The following is a 15046-nucleotide window of genomic DNA, read 5'->3' as shown; positions in this document are numbered from 1 at the left end:
TGGAAATTGAGGTCCTGAGGTTTTCGCTGTGCTTACGCCGTCGCTTTCGCGCCGTGCGCCGACTTCGCCTGCCGGAACCAGCCGAGTCCTTCGGCGGTCGTCGTGCGCGGCTTGTATTCGCAGCCGATATAGCCTGCGTAGCCGAGCGAGTCGAGCAGATCGAACAGGAACGGATAGTTGATTTCGCCGGTGCCCGGTTCGTTGCGCCCCGGATTGTCGGCGAGCTGGATGTGGGCGATCGACGCGACATTCTTTTTGATCGTCGCGGCGAGTTCGCCTTCCATGCGCTGCATGTGATAGATGTCGTATTGCAGGAACAGGTTGTCGGAGCCGACCGCGCGGATCACGTCGAGTCCTTCGGCGGAGCGGTTCAGCGCGAAGCCCGGAATGTCGTACGAGTTGCACGGCTCGACGAGCAGCCGGATGCCTTCCTTCTGCAGTTCGGCGGCGGCGAAACGCAGGTTGTCGACGATCGTCGCGCGCGCCTTGTCCGCATCGACGCCGGCCGTCGGAATACCGACGAGGCAGTTCAATTGCGGCACCTTCAGCGCCTTCGCGTATTCGATCGCGCGCCCGACGCCTTCCTGAAACTCGCCGACACGATCGGGCAGGCATGCGATGCCGCGTTCGCCGGCTTCCCAGTTGCCGGCGGGCAGGTTGTGCAGCACGAGCTTCAGGCCGTTCTGCTGCAGGCGTTCGGCGAGTTCGGCCGTCTTGTACGGATACGGAAACAGGAATTCGACGGCGTCGAAACCCGCGTTCGCCGCGGCGGCAAAGCGCTCGAGGAACGGGACTTCGTTGAACAGCATCGTCAGGTTTGCGGCGAATTTCGGCATTGTTGCTCTCTGGTCGGTCAGGTGGACAACGTCCCGCGGGCGGTTGTCGCTAACCGCCGCACGGGCATGGCAAAAACAGAAACGGACTGGTAGATGTGCCGCGACGGCAACGCGCGGCACAGGCGAGGGCGGCGCGCCGGCGCGGCGCAATCCGCCGCTCGTTTCGTCAATCGAGCGCGCTCAGTGCGGTGATCGACGTCGGCGCATCCTCGTGCGACGCGGCCAGTTCTTCGAACTCGTTGACTGCGTCGATTTCGGCGCCCATCGAGATGTTCGTCACACGCTCGAGAATCACTTCGACGACGACCGGCACGTTGAATTCGGACAGCATCGCCTGCGCTTTCTTGAGCGCCGGCTGGATGTCTTCGGGCTTGAACACGCGCAGCGCCTTGCAGCCGAGACCCTCGGCAACCTTCACGTGATCGACGCCGTAGCCTTCCACTTCGGGCGCGTTGATATTGTCGAACGCCAGTTGCACGCAGTAATCCATCTCGAACGCGCGCTGCGCCTGGCGGATCAGGCCCAGATACGAGTTGTTGACCACCACGTGCACATACGGCAGCTTGAACTGCGCACCGGCCGCCAGTTCTTCGATCATGAACTGGAAGTCGTAATCGCCGGACAGCGCGACGATCGGGCGCTGCGGATCGGCCGCACGCACGCCGAGCGCAGCGGGAATCGTCCAGCCGAGCGGGCCCGCCTGGCCGCAGTTGATCCAGTTGCGTGCCTTGAACACGTGCAGGAACTGCGCGGCGGCGATCTGCGACAGGCCGATCGTGCTCACGTAGCAGGTGTCGCGGCCGAACGCCTTGTTCATCTCTTCGTAGACGCGCTGCGGCTTGACCGGCACGTTGTCGAAGTGCGTCTTGCGCAGCATCGTGCGCTTGCGCTCCTGGCACTCCTCGACCCACGCGCCGCGGTTCTTCAGCTTGCCCGCGGCCTTCCATTCCTTTGCGACCTCGACGAACAGTTCGAGCGCGGCCTTCGCGTCGGACACGATGCCGAGATCGGGGCCGAACACGCGGCCGATCTGCGTCGGCTCGATATCGATGTGCACGAATTTACGGCCCTTCGTATACACCTCGACGCTGCCCGTATGGCGGTTGGCCCAGCGGTTGCCGATGCCAAGCACGAAGTCGGAGGCGAGCATCGTCGCGTTGCCGTAGCGGTGCGACGTCTGCAGGCCGACCATGCCGGCCATCAGCGGATGGTCGTCGGGAATCGCGCCCCACGACATCAGCGTCGGAATCACGGGCACGCCGATCGTTTCGGCGAACTGCACGAGCAGATCTTCGGCAGCCGCGTTGATGACGCCGCCGCCCGAGACGATCAGCGGCTTTTCCGCGTCGTTGAGCATCTTGAGCGCGGCTTCGATCTGCGCGCGCGTCGCCTTCGGTTTGTAGACCGGCAGCGGTTCGTAGGTGTCGATGTCGAACTCGATCTCGGCCACTTGGACGTCGACCGGCAGGTCGATCAGCACGGGACCCGGACGGCCCGAGCGCATCAGGTGGAACGCTTGCTGGAACACGCGCGGCACGAGCGCCGGCTCGCGCACCGTGACGGCCCATTTGGTGACGGGCTTCGCGATCGATTCGATATCGACGGCCTGGAAATCTTCCTTGTAGAGGCGGGCGCGCGGCGCCTGGCCCGTGATCGCGAGAATCGGAATCGAGTCGGCCGATGCCGAGTAGAGGCCCGTGATCATGTCGGTGCCCGCGGGGCCCGACGTGCCGATACAGACGCCGATGTTGCCCGGCGCGGCGCGCGTGTAGCCTTCGGCCATGTGCGATGCGCCTTCGACGTGGCGAGCCAGCACGTGGCTGATGTTGCCCGCCTTGCGCATCGCAGAGTAGAACGGATTGATCGCGGCGCCGGGTACGCCGAACGCGGTGTCGATTCCTTCTTTTTCAAGCACGAGTACGGCTGCGTCGACGGCTCTCATCTTGGCCATGAGTGTCTCCTCGGGAGGTCCTGCAAAGTGGGAATGGGGCGTTCCATGCACTTTAGGCTCGCACCAAAGGTTTGATAAGATCGGTTTGGGTCGTTTATTCCGATACAAAAAGTATCGAATCGGGTTGGGCACGGAGACAGCAGATGGACCGCTTCAAACAGATCGAAACCTTCGTGCGGGTGGCCGACTCCGGCAGCCTCGCGGCCGCGGCGCTCGAGGAGGGCGTCTCGCCGGTCATTCTGGGCCGCCGTATCGACGCGCTCGAAAAGCGGCTCGGCGTCAAGCTGATGTACCGGTCGACGCGGCGGCTCGTCGTCAGCGAGGAGGGCGCGGTGTTTCTCGAACGCTGCCGTGGGCTGCTGGCCGAATGGGATCAGGCGGAAAACGAACTGTCGGCCGGGCACCGCGCGGTCGGCGGCCACCTGATCGTGTCGGCGCCGGCCGCGTTCGGCCGCAAGCACGTCGCGCCGCTCGCGCCGCCGTTTCTTGCCGACAAGCCGGAGTTACAGGTGTCGTTCAATCTGACCGACCGCGTCGTCGATCTCGTGCGCGAAGGCTACGACCTGTCGATTCGCATCGGCGGCGCCGTCGATCCGAACTTCGTCGCGGTCAAGCTCGCGTCGAACCGGCGCGTCGTGTGCGGCACGCCCGAGTACTTCGACAGATATGGCCGGCCGAAAACGCTCGAAGACCTGCCCGGGCACAATTGTCTCGCTTTCAACCTGCAAGGCGGCCAGAACCGCGGCTGGTATTTCCGGCGCAACGGCAAGCGCGCGACCGTGCGTGTCGGCGGCTCGCTCGACTGCAACGACGGCGAGCTGCTCCATCGTTGGGTATCCGAAGGCCTCGGCCTCGGCTGGCGCTCGACGTGGGAAGTGCAACAGCAACTCGCGCGCGGCGAGCTCGAAACCGTACTCGACGAATACGCGCTGCCCGAGTACGACATTCTTGCCGTGTATCCGCAGCAGCGCTTCGTGCCGGCCAAGGTGCGCTATTTCATCGACTATCTGAAAGACGTTTACGCGCGGCCCGGCTACTGGACGGGCGAGGCGTAGCGTTCATCCGACGACCAGCGTGCCGTTCATCGTTTCGTGCCCCGATCCGCAAAAGATGTCGCACAAGAACTCGACGGTGCCGGCGTCGCCGGCTTGCGCGGCGAGCCGTACCGGCGGTCCCGGCAGTACGTCGGCGCGCACGCCGTATTGCGGTATGGAGAACCCCATGGGTACGTCTTCGGCGGTCAGTTCGAAGACGACTGCTTCGTGCGGGGCGAGCCTGATCTGATTCGGGGTGAACACGAAGCGCTTCGCGCGCACCTCGATCACGCGCGGCGCGGCGGCACGCGCGGGTATGCGCGACATCGCGGCGAGCGCAGCGGCCGCGCCGGCCAGCATCAGCCATCTGCGCCGTGCGGGCGCGGCGGCGAGCCTGGCGGCGGGTTGCGCAGCGGCGGGTTTCATGACCGAATGGCCGGCACGTTTGCCCGGCGCCGTAGCGGTGGCGTGGCGGGCGGTGGATTCGACTGGTTTTTGCATCGCGCTTCCCCACGATCACGAAAGGTTGCGAATCGGCTTCTCGTCGAGCGCGAACGCGTCCGGCGACCTGTCCACCTCGACCTGGCGCCAGCCGAGTCCGCGATAGGGCGCGGCCGCGTCCCACGGCACCGGCAGCCGCTTCTCCTGCGAGCCCGGTGCCGGCAGCGGGAACATCAGCGAGCGCGCCGCGTGGTGCGCGATATTGCCGGTCATCGTGTGGTGTTCCTGATGGATGTGTCCGTAGAACACGGTCACGTTCTGCCGGCGCGTCAGCACCTCGATCACCTGCGCGCCGTCGCGCGTCGCCCAGTCCCATTGCGGCGCGAGATCGAACAGCGGCCGATGCGTGAAGACGACGATGCGCGCATCTCCCGGCTGCCTGTCGAGATCGGCGGCAAGCCACGCGAGCTGCCCGGCGCCGACGCGGCCCGCCGGGTCCGATACGTTGTCGAGCGTAATGAAGTGCACGCCCTTGTGATCGAACGTGTAGTGGGTGTCGCCGAAGCGCTCCCTGAACGCGGCGCCTGCGTCGAGGCTCGCGTCGTGCTCGCCGGGCATCAGGTAGAGCGGTTTCACGTCGAGATTGAGCACGATCGCCTCGAACTGCTTCATCCGCTCGCGGCGCAACATCGGATCGTCGGTCGTGTGCGTGAGATCGCCGGTGAAGATCACGAAATCCGGCTTGACCGGCAGCGCGTTGACGGCGGCAATCGCTTTCGGCAGCGTGCCTTTCGCATCCGGATTGACAGCGGGGCCTTCGAAGCCCCAGTGCGCATCGGATAGCTGGACGAAATAGAAGTCCTGGTCGCGCCCGTACGTGAAGCCGGGCAATGCCGACGCGAAGGCCGCGCCGCCGAGCGCGGCCAGCTTCAGGAAATCGCGCCGTTTCAGATGACGAAGGGTGCTTTGCATGACTGCCTCCTTGGTTGCCGCTCGGACGTGACCCGGACGTGACCCCGACGTCACCCGGATGTGACCCGCTTGCCGTTGAATGTCGCGGTTTGTCTGTCGAACCTGGCGGGCACACCGTTTATTCCCGTTTGAAATTTTTCGCTGAACGACGCATCTCGCGGGAATAAACTCGTCGCGTAGCCGGTACAGCAGCCGTAACGATCGGAGGGCTCCGGTGACCGAAACCGACAGTGATGCCGCACAGCGCAGCGCCCGCTTCCAGCAGATGGCGCTGCCGCATCTCGATGCGGCCTTTAACCTCGCACGCTGGTTGTGCGGCAATCCGAACGATGCCGAAGACATCGTGCAGGACGCCTACGTCCGCGCGTTCCGATACTTCGATATGTTCCACGGCGAGAACGCGCGGCCGTGGCTGCTCACGATCGTGCGGCGCACGTGGTACAGCGAGTGGCAGAAGCGCGAGATGTCGCGTCATTCGGTCGAATTCGACGAAAACCTCGACGACTCGACCTTCGAAGGCTGGAGCGATTCGAACGCCGACCCCGAGACGCTGATGATCCGCGACCAGGACACGCGGCTCGTGCATGCGGCGCTCGAACAGTTGCCCACCGAGTATCGCGAAGTGATGGTGCTGCGCGAACTCGAGGAACTCAGTTATCGCGAGATCGCGACGATCGCCGACCTGCCGGTCGGCACCGTGATGTCGCGGCTTGCGCGCGGGCGAAGGCGGCTGGCGGCAGCGCTTGCGTCGATGCAGGCGCGCTCGGGGAATCCGGGTGGCGGGTCGGCGCCGTCGCGCGCGGCCGCCGGCGGCAGCGGGGTGTCGTCCGCGGCGGGTTCCGGCGGGCGCAGCGCGCGCGACAAGCGGTGCGCAGCGAGCTTCGCCGGCGCGGCTGCGGCCATGCCGGCATCAAATGCCGCGCCGATGCAGCCGTCCCGCGCTGTTCCAACGCTGCCCGCGACGGCCGACCGGACCAATCGAGCCAATTGGACCGGCGCACGTACGCCGGGCGCATCGACTTCCACCAACTCGCAGGACCGGATGCCCGGCAAGACCGCCGAACCGCCGGCAGGCAGCCCCGGCAATCGCGGTGCGATGCCGGGCGGCATCGCAGAGGAGAGCCCAGATGGACTGTAACGACGCCCGCCCGCTCATCGACGCGAACGTCGACCGGGAACTCTCGCCGCCCGATGCGCATGCGCTGCAGCAGCACATCGACGGGTGCGCCGCCTGCCAGCGCGAAACCGACGCGATCCGCGCGCTCGGCGCCGCGGTGCGCAACGCGGCCCAATATCATCGCGCGCCGCAGGCACTGCGTGCGCGCATCATCGGGGCGCTGCCGGCGACGCAAGCCTTACAGCCGCGCGACGACGAGACCCGCCGGGCCGCCGCGGAGCGGAATTCTGGCGAACCACGGCGTGGCGACGCGCCGGAAAGAGCGCGCGATGCGGCGTCGGACCCGGCTCGCGCCGGCCAGCGCAATACGCCCGCGAGAAACCGCTGGCTCGATTTTCTGCGCGGCGCGCGGCCGGCAAGCAATCCTGCGCGCGGCGGCCCGTCGGACCCGGCGCCGCTCGCGCAGCCTTTCGGCGCGGCCGCGTGGCGCGGCGGGGCGATTGCGTTGACGGTATGCGCGGCCGCCGCGCTCGGCGTGCTTTACACGCAGCAGCGTGCGGCCGCGCCGCCGGGGCTCGTCGACGAACTCGTGTCGAGCCATGTGCGCGCGCAGATTTCGGGGCGCGATATCGACGTGATTTCATCGGACCAGCACACGGTGAAGCCGTGGTTCAACGGACGCATCGACTACGCGCCGCCGGTCGTCGACCTCGCGTCGAGCGGCTTTGCGCTGGCGGGCGGACGGCTCGACTACGTCGGCCATCGGCGCGTGGCGGTGCTGACCTACACGCATCGCAAGCACGTGATCGACGTCTATGTGTTTCCGGACACCGATCCGGCGGGCGGCAAGCCGGGGCCGTCGCTGTCGAGCGACGGCTACTCGGTGGCGCGCTGGCGCGACGCGGGCATGATGTGGTGGGCGGTCACCGATGCGTCGCCGGAATCGCTGACGCAGCTCGAGGCGGCGCTGCGGGCGCGGCTGCAGCTCGGCGGCGGGTGATCGACCGCTGATCGACGGCTGATCGGGCGCTGATCGACGGCTGATCGGGCGATGCCAGCGCTGGAAAACCGGGCGGTGCCCGCGAGCAAAACAGAACGGATACGGGGGAAGCAGCGCAAAACCGCGCCGGACGTTGGTCCGGCGCGGCGAGGGCAATAGCGCGGCAGACTGGGACCCGGTCGCGCCGGCGTACGGTAAATCGTTGAAATTCAAAGCATAATCACGCCCTGCAAGCATCGATTCCAGCTTGCATTCGAGCCCCATTCAGGTTAGACTTTCGGGCTTCTCACTTGCCGCACCGGTTCGACGCCCGGGCGGCTTTATATCCATAAGCGACACAAGGAGTGTGTATGCGTCATTATGAAATCGTCTTTATCGTGCACCCCGATCAGAGCGAGCAAGTGCCCGCCATGATCGAGCGGTACAAGTCCACGATCACGTCGCACGGCGGCCAGATCCACCGCATCGAAGACTGGGGCCGTCGCCAGCTGGCCTACATGATCGAGAAACTCGCGAAGGCTCACTACGTCTGCATGAACATCGAGTGCGACCAGGCCACGCTCGAAGAGCTCGAGCACGCATTCAAGTTCAACGACGCCGTGCTGCGCCACCTGATCGTCAAGATGAAGAAGGCCGAAACCGGCCCGTCGCCGATGATGAAGGAAGTGCAGCGCGAAGAAGCCAAGAAGGCGGCTGCTACGCAACCGTCCGAAGCGCAGGCTTAAGACTCTTTATTTAAGCCATCAGAGTCACGCAACGCCGTCAATCATGAATCAATGAACCGGCTGCAACTCACAGCCAGCGTCGTCGAACGCGAACCGGTGCGATACACGCCCGCCGGCGTTCCGATTGCAGGCTGCACGTTGCAGCACCGCGCCGAAGTCGTCGAAGCGGGCATCGCCCGCGTGGTTGAACTGACGATGCCGGCGGTAGCGGCCGGTGAGGCGAGCGGCAGGCTGGAACGCTGTGCGATGGGCGTCGAAACGCTCTTCACAGGCTTTCTGGCCAAGAAAAGCCGCAATGCGAGAACTCTGGTGTTTCACATCACAGATTTGCAGGACATAGGAAAGGACTGAACATGCCCCGCCCGACTGGTAAGAAATTCGACAAGCGTCGCCAGCAACAAAACCCGCTCTTCAAGCGCAAGAAGTTCTGCCGCTTCACGGCTGCCGGCGTCGAACAGATCGACTACAAAGACATCGAAACGCTGAAAGACTTCATCGGCGAAAACGGCAAGATCACGCCGGCGCGTCTCACGGGTACGAAGTCGCACTATCAACGCCAGCTGGACACGGCCATCAAGCGCGCGCGTTTTCTCGCGCTGATGCCGTACACCGACCAGCACAAGGCCTAAACCCGACGGCGCCATTAGGAGCATTTGAATGCAGATCATTCTTCTCGAAAAAGTCGTCAACCTGGGCAACCTCGGCGATATCGTCAAGGTGAAGGACGGCTACGCACGTAACTTCCTGATCCCGAACAAGCAGGCGCGCCGCGCAACGAAAGATGCGATCGCCGAATTCGAAGTCCGCCGCGCGGAACTCGAAAAGGTCGCTGCCGAAAAGCTCGCAGCCGCTCAGGCACAAGGCGAAAAGCTGAACGGCCTGACGGTTCAGATCGGCCAGAAGGCGGGCGTCGATGGCCGTCTGTTCGGTTCGGTGACGAACGCGGACATCGCCAATGCGTTGTCGAAGCAAGGCTTCGCGGTCGAAAAGGCGCAAGTGCGCATGGCGGAAGGCCCGCTCAAGATGGTCGGCGACCATCCGGTGCAGGTTTCGCTGCACACTGACGTTCTCGTCGACGTGACGGTGTCGGTGCTCGGCGAGCACGTGTAAGCGGCAACCGGCGCTGAGCCGGATCGCAAGAAAAAGTCGCCGGGCATCAGTGAGGCGCGAGGGCAGGGGCCGGGAAACCGGCCCCTGCTTTTTTTATCGCCGGGTCGCGCACCGGCGGTCTTTGCTGACACGGCTAATTGCCCGATAATCCCACCCCATGAACGCACCGCCGAAAGACCCCCAACTCGAGTCGCTGAAAGTTCCGCCGCATTCGATCGAGGCCGAGCAATCGGTGCTTGGCGGTTTGCTGCTCGACAACGCCGCGTGGGACCGCATCGCGGACTTTCTGTCGCAAGGCGACTTCTACCGGTACGACCACCGCATCATCTACGAACACATCGGCCGGCTGATCGCGGCAACGCGGCCGGCCGACGTCGTGACGGTGTTCGAGGCGTTGACAACGTCGGGCAAGGCCGAAGACGTCGGCGGTCTTGCGTACCTGAACGCACTCGCGCAGAACACGCCTAGCGCCGCGAATATCCGCCGCTATGCGGAAATCGTGCGCGACCGCGCGGTGCTGCGCCGGCTCGTATCGGTGGCCGATGAAATTTCCGCAGACGCGTTCAATCCGCAGGGCAAGGAAGTGCGTCAACTGCTCGACGAAGCGGAATCGAAGGTGTTTTCGATCGCCGAAGACGGCGCGCGCGGCACGCAGGGCTTCCTCGAAATCGGTCCGCTGCTCACGCAGGTCGTCGAGCGGATCGACACGCTTTATCACACGGCGAACCCGAGCGACGTGACGGGCACGCCGACAGGCTTCGTCGATCTCGACCGGATGACGTCGGGCATGCATGGCGGCGAGTTGATCATCGTGGCGGGAAGACCGTCGATGGGGAAGACCGCACTGTCGATGAACATCGGCGAATACGTCGCGGTCGAGTACGGCCTGCCGGTTGCGGTGTTCTCGATGGAAATGCCGGGCACGCAACTGACGATGCGTATGCTCGGTTCGGTCGGCCGCCTTGATCAGCATCGGATGCGCACCGGGCGTCTCACCGACGAAGATTGGCCGAAGCTCACGCACGCGGTGCAGAAAATGAGCGAAGCGCAGGTCTTCATCGACGAGACCGGCGGCCTGAACCCGATGGAATTGCGCTCGCGCGCGCGGCGACTGGCGCGGCAATGCGGCAAGCTCGGTCTCATCATCGTCGACTATTTGCAGCTGATGAGCGGATCGTCGGCGGGCGAAAACCGCGCGACGGAAATCTCCGAAATCTCGCGTTCGCTGAAAAGCCTTGCCAAAGAGCTCGACGTACCGGTGATCGCGCTGTCGCAGCTCAATCGCGGCCTCGAGCAACGTCCGAACAAGCGACCCGTCATGTCGGATCTGCGCGAATCGGGCGCCATCGAGCAGGACGCCGACGTGATCCTGTTTATCTATCGCGACGAGGTTTATAACCCGGACAGCCCGGACAAGGGCACGGCCGAGGTCATTATCGGCAAGCAGCGTAATGGGCCGATCGGCACCGTTCGGCTCACGTTCCTCGGGCAGTACACGAAATTCGACAATTTTGCAGGCGCGCAGGCATTCTACGGCAGCGAGTAGAGGCCACGCGTGGAAACAGTGGCGCGAAGGCGGGCAGAAACGCGGCCGCGACCGACGACGATGCGACCGAACGCCCGGAAGTCGCATGGATGCCACGGAGAATGCTCCAAAGTCAGTGTCTCGGTGTGCGACGAACGGTACAATATGTCGGATTTATGACAGACGCACCGTCGTTTCTACATCGGCGGACTGACAGCTCTCCTTCAGGTACCCCATGTTCGGTCGCTTCATGCCCACCGAGGGCAAATTCTTCGAAATCTTCAACGCGCATGCGAAGCACATCGTCTCGGCGAGCCATGAGCTCGAACTGCTGATCGATAATCTCGCCGACGCGGAAATCCATAAGCAGAACGTCCAGTCCGCCGAGAAAGCCGCCGATAAGCTCACGCACGAAACGATCGATCTGCTGCACAAGACCTTCATCACGCCGCTCGACCGCGACGAAATCCACAAACTGATCAGCACGATGGACGACATCCTCGATTTGATGGAGGACGTCGCTACCGCCATTTCGTTGTACGACGTACGAGCCGTCACATCGGAGGCGAGCCAGCTCGCGCATATCTGCACGTCGACATGCGAGCGCGTTCAGGCGGCGGTCGGCATGCTGTCCGACATGAAGCAGGCGCGCACGATCCTGAAGGCCTGCGAAGACATCGATCGTCTCGAGTCCGAAGCGGACCGTGTGCTGCGCGCGGCGATGTCGAAGCTGTTCCGCGAAGAAGACGACGTCAAAACGCTGATCAAGCTGAAAGCGATCTACGAGTTGCTCGAGTCTGTCACCGACAAATGCGAGGATGTGGCGAACATCATCGAAGGCATCGTGCTGGAAAACGCCTGATGCATTCGATACATCTCGCCATCTGGGGCGTCGCGACGCTCGTAGCGGTCGCGCTCGTGTTCGACTTCATGAACGGCTTCCACGACGCGGCGAACTCGATCGCCACGGTCGTTTCGACCGGCGTGCTGAAGCCGCAACAGGCGGTCGCGTTCGCGGCGCTATTCAACGTCATCGCGTATTTCATCTTTCACCTGAAGGTCGCGCAGACGGTCGGCAGAGGCACGATCGATCCGGGCATCGTCGACCATTACGTCGTGTTCGGCGCGCTCGTCGGCGCGATCGGCTGGAATATCGTGACGTGGCACTACGGCATCCCGTCGAGTTCGTCGCATGCGCTGATCGGCGGGCTGGTCGGCGCGGCGCTGGCGAAATCGGGGTGGGGCGCGCTGAATATCGACGGTCTGCTGAAAACCATCGCGTTCATTTTTATCTCGCCGCTACTCGGCTTCGTGCTCGGGTCGTTCTTCATGCTGAGCGTGTCGTGGCTGTACTTCCGCACGCCGCCGAGCAAGGTGGACCGGCGCTTCCGGCGGCTGCAACTGCTGTCGGCGGGTCTGTACAGCCTCGGGCACGGCGGCAACGATGCGCAGAAGACCATCGGCATCATCTGGATGCTGCTGATCGCAACCGGCTATGCGTCGGCAGGCGCCGATGCACCGCCGCTCTGGGTGATCGGCGGCTGCTATCTGTCGATGGGGCTCGGCACGCTGTTCGGCGGCTGGCGCATCGTGCGCACGATGGGGCAGAAGATCACGAAGCTGAAGCCGGTCGGCGGTTTTTGCGCAGAAACCGGCGGCGCGCTGACGCTGTTTCTCGCGTCGTGGCTCGGCATTCCGGTGTCGACGACTCACACGATCACCGGCGCGATCGTCGGTGTCGGCGCGACGCAGAAGCTGTCCGCCGTGCGCTGGGGCGTCGCGGGCAATATCGTATGGGCGTGGATTCTGACAATCCCGGCGTCCGCGATACTCGCGGGCGCCGGCTGGTGGTTCGCCCATCGGTTCCTGTAACGGCGGTGCTCAGATCAGCGGCGTGCTGACACCGTCCATCGGGATCAGCGCGCCGGTCACATAACTCGCGCGGCGGCTCGCGAGGAAAAGCGCGACATCGGCGATTTCTTCAGGCTTCGCAAAACGCCCGAGCGGCACTTTCGCTTCGCCGCGCGCCCGCGCTTCGGCGATATCGACGCCTTGCTGCTGCGCCTCGAGCGCGAGCGCTTCCTCGACACGCTCGGTCAGCGTCGCGCCCGGGTTGATCGCGTTGATACGGATTCCATAGCGGGCGTGATAGTGCGCGAGGCCGACGGTCGCCAGCATCAGCGCCGCGTTCGCGGCGCCGCCGGCAATATGGATGTCCGTCGCGTATTTGCCGCCCATCCCGATGATATTGACGATGGTGCCCGGCTCGGCCGCCTCGCCGGATTTCACGCGCGCGACCATGCGTCGCAGCACTTCCTGCTGCGGGTAGATGTACGGGAAATATTTCGCATCCATCGTGGCCTTGAACGCGTCGGCGTCGAGCGTTTCGGGGTCATAGCGGCGCGCGGCACCCGCGCTGTTGACCAGCACGTCGATCTCGCCGAGTGCCTGCGTCGCTTCTTCGACGACATCGGCGGCGCTGTGCGCATCGTGCAAATCGGCGCGCGCGAGGTGAACCTGCAAGCCCTCGTTTTTCAACTGCTCGCGCGCACGCGCGAGATTGGCCGGATCGCGTGACACGATCGCGACTTTTGCGCCTTCGACCGCAAATGCGCGCGCACACGCGAGGCCGATTCCTTTGCTGCCGCCCGTAATCAGGACGACCTTGCCTTTGAGTCCGAGATCCATCGTGACACCCGCTTTTTCTGAAAATATCGGACACGATAGCAGACGCGATTGCGGTGCGCGCGGCGGCGTGCATGGTTCGGGGTCGGGCCTCGAAGTAATGACGAGTGGCGGCGCTGACAGAGGGCTTTCAGTTCGAATTCGATCCGCGATGGCGGGTCCGGCGCGAGGTCGCGATGCGTGACGATGGTCCGTAAGACGAGCCATCGATCTTTCAGTGTCTGGCGGCGCCGCGCGTCTCGTGCCGCACGGGAAACGCGGTCAATAACTGCTGTTCGCGAAGCCGGCAATCGGATCGTCGTTGGTCTGTGTCGAAGCCGGAACGCCGCGCGAGTCGGTCGACGCACGCATGATCTGCACGCTGCCGCCCGGTGCCGGCCGTTGCCATTCGGCTGCTTGCGGCGTTCGCTGCGCGGCCTGCGCCTGGCGTGCCGCCGCGATCGCGGACGAGGGTGGGGGCTCGTAAGCATCGGCGGCGGCGTCGATCGCGTCGGGTGCGCGCGCGCTGGCCGTGACCGGCAGTGTCGGCGCGGATGCGGATTCCGGTGCTGGCGTAACGGCTGGCGACACGGCGCCTGCCGCGCGTGCCTGCGATTGCGCGGCGCTCATCGCGGAGGGTGGTGGTTCGAACGCATCGGTGGATCCGGCAGCGGGCGCACCGGCAGCGGTTGTCGCGGTCGTCGCGCTTTCCGGCGCACGCGCGGCCGCTACGCGGCTGTCGCGCTGCGCGGTGAGCGGCGTCTGTTCGGCCGCTGCACCCAGCGGCGCCGTGCCCGGCGCGCCGACCGATGCGCCTCCCGGCGCGGCCAGCGCGACTCCGGCGGTCTCGCTCACGGCCCGATTCGCCTTCGGCGCTGCGGCCTCGTAAGTCGGCTCGTCGAACGGCGTCGGCTTCGACGGCGCGAGCGGCGGCGCAACGCGCCGGATGCCGTCGAAGTGCTTCGCCCAGTACGGATTGGTCAGGTAGTCGAGCCGTACCGTGCCGCCTGTCGACGGCGCGTTGACGAAGCGCAGCTTGCCGACGTAGATGCCGACGTGCGAATGTGGCCGCCCGGTCGTGTTGAAGAAAACGAGGTCGCCCGCCGCGATCTCGTCGGGGGCGATCGACGTGCCGCGCGAACTCATGTCGGCGGTCGTGCGCGGCAGATTCACCGAGGCCGCGCGCTGGACCACATAGTGGACGAGTCCGCTGCAGTCGAAGCCGGCATCGGGCGTATTGCCGCCCCACCGGTACGGCACGCCGACGAGACTCATCGCCTGAATCGAGATTTCCTCGCGTCCGATGCTGTGATCGACGAAGTGCGGGAAGCCGGGCGGCGTGCGGTAGGCGCCGGCCGTCGACGATGCGCCTCCTGCACTGCCGCGTACGGTCCGCTGCGGCGCACTGGAGCAGGCGGCGAGCAGCACGGCCAGCAGCAGCGTCAGGAGCCTCAGGAGGGGCGTGAACCCCGGAGCAATCGAACCGGCACGGCGCATGAATGGCGAGGCGAGCGCCAGGCTCGCCCTGAAACGGACGATGTTCGATGGTAGCCCGTCCAGCTTGGCCTGAGCAAGAAAACTTGATGAATTACTTGAGGTTTACGCGCTAACTGTTGCTTTTGAGCTTTGCCCGTAAAAATGCCGCTTCCAGCCTGGGCCGGAAGCGGCATT

Annotated in this window: 16 protein-coding genes; 10 read left to right on the top strand and 6 right to left on the bottom strand. The window is 64.8% G+C overall.

Going from position 1 to position 15046, the window contains the following annotated elements:
* Positions 1–32 precede the first annotated feature (32 nt).
* A complete protein-coding gene (hyi, locus tag BTO02_RS12840; RefSeq protein WP_075157357.1) occupies positions 33–836 on the bottom strand; it encodes a hydroxypyruvate isomerase in 804 nt (267 codons plus the stop codon).
* Between the two features lie 166 nt (positions 837–1002).
* Positions 1003–2787, bottom strand: a complete 1785-nt coding sequence (gene gcl / locus BTO02_RS12835) for a glyoxylate carboligase (RefSeq protein ID WP_075157356.1) — start codon at positions 2785–2787, stop codon at positions 1003–1005.
* A gap of 143 nt (positions 2788–2930) precedes the next feature.
* Between gcl and BTO02_RS12830 the strand changes: the two genes are divergently transcribed.
* Positions 2931–3842, top strand: coding sequence for a LysR family transcriptional regulator (locus BTO02_RS12830; protein ID WP_075157355.1), 912 nt, complete (start codon positions 2931–2933; stop codon positions 3840–3842).
* A 3-nt stretch (positions 3843–3845) separates the two neighbouring features.
* On the opposite strand, the gene BTO02_RS12825 is transcribed toward BTO02_RS12830, so the two are convergent.
* Together BTO02_RS12825 and BTO02_RS12820 are read right to left on the bottom strand one after the other, a co-directional pair.
* The gene (locus BTO02_RS12825) at positions 3846–4247 is read right to left on the bottom strand and encodes a cupredoxin domain-containing protein (protein ID WP_075158831.1); all 402 of its coding nucleotides are present in this window, start codon (positions 4245–4247) and stop codon (positions 3846–3848) included.
* Positions 4248–4337: 90 nt separating this feature from the next.
* Positions 4338–5234: a metallophosphoesterase family protein gene (locus BTO02_RS12820; RefSeq protein ID WP_075157354.1), complete on the bottom strand. Its 897-nt coding sequence runs from the start codon at positions 5232–5234 to the stop codon at positions 4338–4340.
* Positions 5235–5448: 214 nt separating this feature from the next.
* Between BTO02_RS12820 and BTO02_RS12815 the strand changes: the two genes are divergently transcribed.
* The 9 genes from BTO02_RS12815 to BTO02_RS12775 all read left to right on the top strand — a co-directional run bounded on the left by BTO02_RS12815 (position 5449) and on the right by BTO02_RS12775 (position 12583).
* Positions 5449–6372: an RNA polymerase sigma factor gene (locus BTO02_RS12815; RefSeq protein WP_075157353.1), complete on the top strand. Its 924-nt coding sequence runs from the start codon at positions 5449–5451 to the stop codon at positions 6370–6372.
* Positions 6362–7351, top strand: coding sequence for an anti-sigma factor family protein (locus BTO02_RS12810; protein WP_075157352.1), 990 nt, complete (start codon positions 6362–6364; stop codon positions 7349–7351). Before BTO02_RS12815 ends, BTO02_RS12810 begins: the two co-directional genes overlap by 11 nt.
* A gap of 350 nt (positions 7352–7701) precedes the next feature.
* Positions 7702–8076 (top strand): 30S ribosomal protein S6, encoded by a 375-nt coding sequence (gene rpsF / locus BTO02_RS12805; RefSeq protein WP_075157351.1) that lies wholly within the window; start codon positions 7702–7704, stop codon positions 8074–8076.
* Between the two features lie 51 nt (positions 8077–8127).
* The gene (gene priB / locus BTO02_RS12800) at positions 8128–8427 is read left to right on the top strand and encodes a primosomal replication protein N (protein ID WP_075157350.1); all 300 of its coding nucleotides are present in this window, start codon (positions 8128–8130) and stop codon (positions 8425–8427) included.
* A gap of 2 nt (positions 8428–8429) precedes the next feature.
* Positions 8430–8705 (top strand): 30S ribosomal protein S18, encoded by a 276-nt coding sequence (gene rpsR, locus BTO02_RS12795; RefSeq protein WP_075157349.1) that lies wholly within the window; start codon positions 8430–8432, stop codon positions 8703–8705.
* 28 nt (positions 8706–8733) lie between these two features.
* Positions 8734–9186, top strand: coding sequence for a 50S ribosomal protein L9 (gene rplI, locus BTO02_RS12790; protein WP_075157348.1), 453 nt, complete (start codon positions 8734–8736; stop codon positions 9184–9186).
* A 157-nt stretch (positions 9187–9343) separates the two neighbouring features.
* A complete protein-coding gene (locus BTO02_RS12785) occupies positions 9344–10732 on the top strand; it encodes a replicative DNA helicase (protein ID WP_075157347.1) in 1389 nt (462 codons plus the stop codon).
* 214 nt (positions 10733–10946) lie between these two features.
* Positions 10947–11573 carry a DUF47 domain-containing protein gene (locus tag BTO02_RS12780; RefSeq protein ID WP_075157346.1) on the top strand — a complete coding sequence of 209 codons (627 nt, stop codon included), beginning with the start codon at positions 10947–10949 and terminating at the stop codon, positions 11571–11573.
* Complete coding sequence (locus BTO02_RS12775; protein ID WP_075157345.1) at positions 11573–12583, top strand: inorganic phosphate transporter; 1011 nt, start codon at positions 11573–11575, stop codon at positions 12581–12583. The genes BTO02_RS12780 and BTO02_RS12775 overlap by 1 nt, the downstream gene beginning before the upstream one ends.
* 9 nt (positions 12584–12592) lie before the next feature.
* Here the strand turns inward: BTO02_RS12775 and BTO02_RS12770 are convergent, their stop codons facing one another.
* Positions 12593–13399 (bottom strand): SDR family NAD(P)-dependent oxidoreductase, encoded by an 807-nt coding sequence (locus BTO02_RS12770; protein WP_075157344.1) that lies wholly within the window; start codon positions 13397–13399, stop codon positions 12593–12595.
* A 258-nt stretch (positions 13400–13657) separates the two neighbouring features.
* A complete protein-coding gene (locus BTO02_RS12765; protein WP_075157343.1) occupies positions 13658–14872 on the bottom strand; it encodes a C40 family peptidase in 1215 nt (404 codons plus the stop codon).
* Between the last annotated feature and the right edge of the window lie 174 nt (positions 14873–15046).

The sequence above is a fragment of the Paraburkholderia sp. SOS3 genome (assembly GCF_001922345.1).
GTDB lineage: Bacteria > Pseudomonadota > Gammaproteobacteria > Burkholderiales > Burkholderiaceae > Paraburkholderia.
The sequence above is the reverse complement of the archived record's forward strand: the minus strand, read 5'-3'. Positions and strand labels throughout refer to the sequence as shown.

What these genes read in the sequence shown, in the direction of transcription:
- BTO02_RS12830 (WP_075157355.1), top strand. Translation starts at nt 2,931, where the DNA reads ATGGACCGCTTCAAACAGATCGAAACCTTCGTGCGGGTGGCCGACTCC.
- BTO02_RS12780 (WP_075157346.1), top strand. Translation starts at nt 10,947, where the DNA reads ATGTTCGGTCGCTTCATGCCCACCGAGGGCAAATTCTTCGAAATCTTC.
- BTO02_RS12820 (WP_075157354.1), bottom strand. Translation starts at nt 5,234, where the DNA reads ATGCAAAGCACCCTTCGTCATCTGAAACGGCGCGATTTCCTGAAGCTG.
- gcl (WP_075157356.1), bottom strand. Translation starts at nt 2,787, where the DNA reads ATGGCCAAGATGAGAGCCGTCGACGCAGCCGTACTCGTGCTTGAAAAA.
- BTO02_RS12810 (WP_075157352.1), top strand. Translation starts at nt 6,362, where the DNA reads ATGGACTGTAACGACGCCCGCCCGCTCATCGACGCGAACGTCGACCGG.
- BTO02_RS12785 (WP_075157347.1), top strand. Translation starts at nt 9,344, where the DNA reads ATGAACGCACCGCCGAAAGACCCCCAACTCGAGTCGCTGAAAGTTCCG.
- priB (WP_075157350.1), top strand. Translation starts at nt 8,128, where the DNA reads ATGAACCGGCTGCAACTCACAGCCAGCGTCGTCGAACGCGAACCGGTG.
- BTO02_RS12825 (WP_075158831.1), bottom strand. Translation starts at nt 4,247, where the DNA reads ATGAAACCCGCCGCTGCGCAACCCGCCGCCAGGCTCGCCGCCGCGCCC.
- BTO02_RS12775 (WP_075157345.1), top strand. Translation starts at nt 11,573, where the DNA reads ATGCATTCGATACATCTCGCCATCTGGGGCGTCGCGACGCTCGTAGCG.
- rplI (WP_075157348.1), top strand. Translation starts at nt 8,734, where the DNA reads ATGCAGATCATTCTTCTCGAAAAAGTCGTCAACCTGGGCAACCTCGGC.
- BTO02_RS12770 (WP_075157344.1), bottom strand. Translation starts at nt 13,399, where the DNA reads ATGGATCTCGGACTCAAAGGCAAGGTCGTCCTGATTACGGGCGGCAGC.
- hyi (WP_075157357.1), bottom strand. Translation starts at nt 836, where the DNA reads ATGCCGAAATTCGCCGCAAACCTGACGATGCTGTTCAACGAAGTCCCG.
- rpsR (WP_075157349.1), top strand. Translation starts at nt 8,430, where the DNA reads ATGCCCCGCCCGACTGGTAAGAAATTCGACAAGCGTCGCCAGCAACAA.
- BTO02_RS12765 (WP_075157343.1), bottom strand. Translation starts at nt 14,872, where the DNA reads ATGCGCCGTGCCGGTTCGATTGCTCCGGGGTTCACGCCCCTCCTGAGG.
- rpsF (WP_075157351.1), top strand. Translation starts at nt 7,702, where the DNA reads ATGCGTCATTATGAAATCGTCTTTATCGTGCACCCCGATCAGAGCGAG.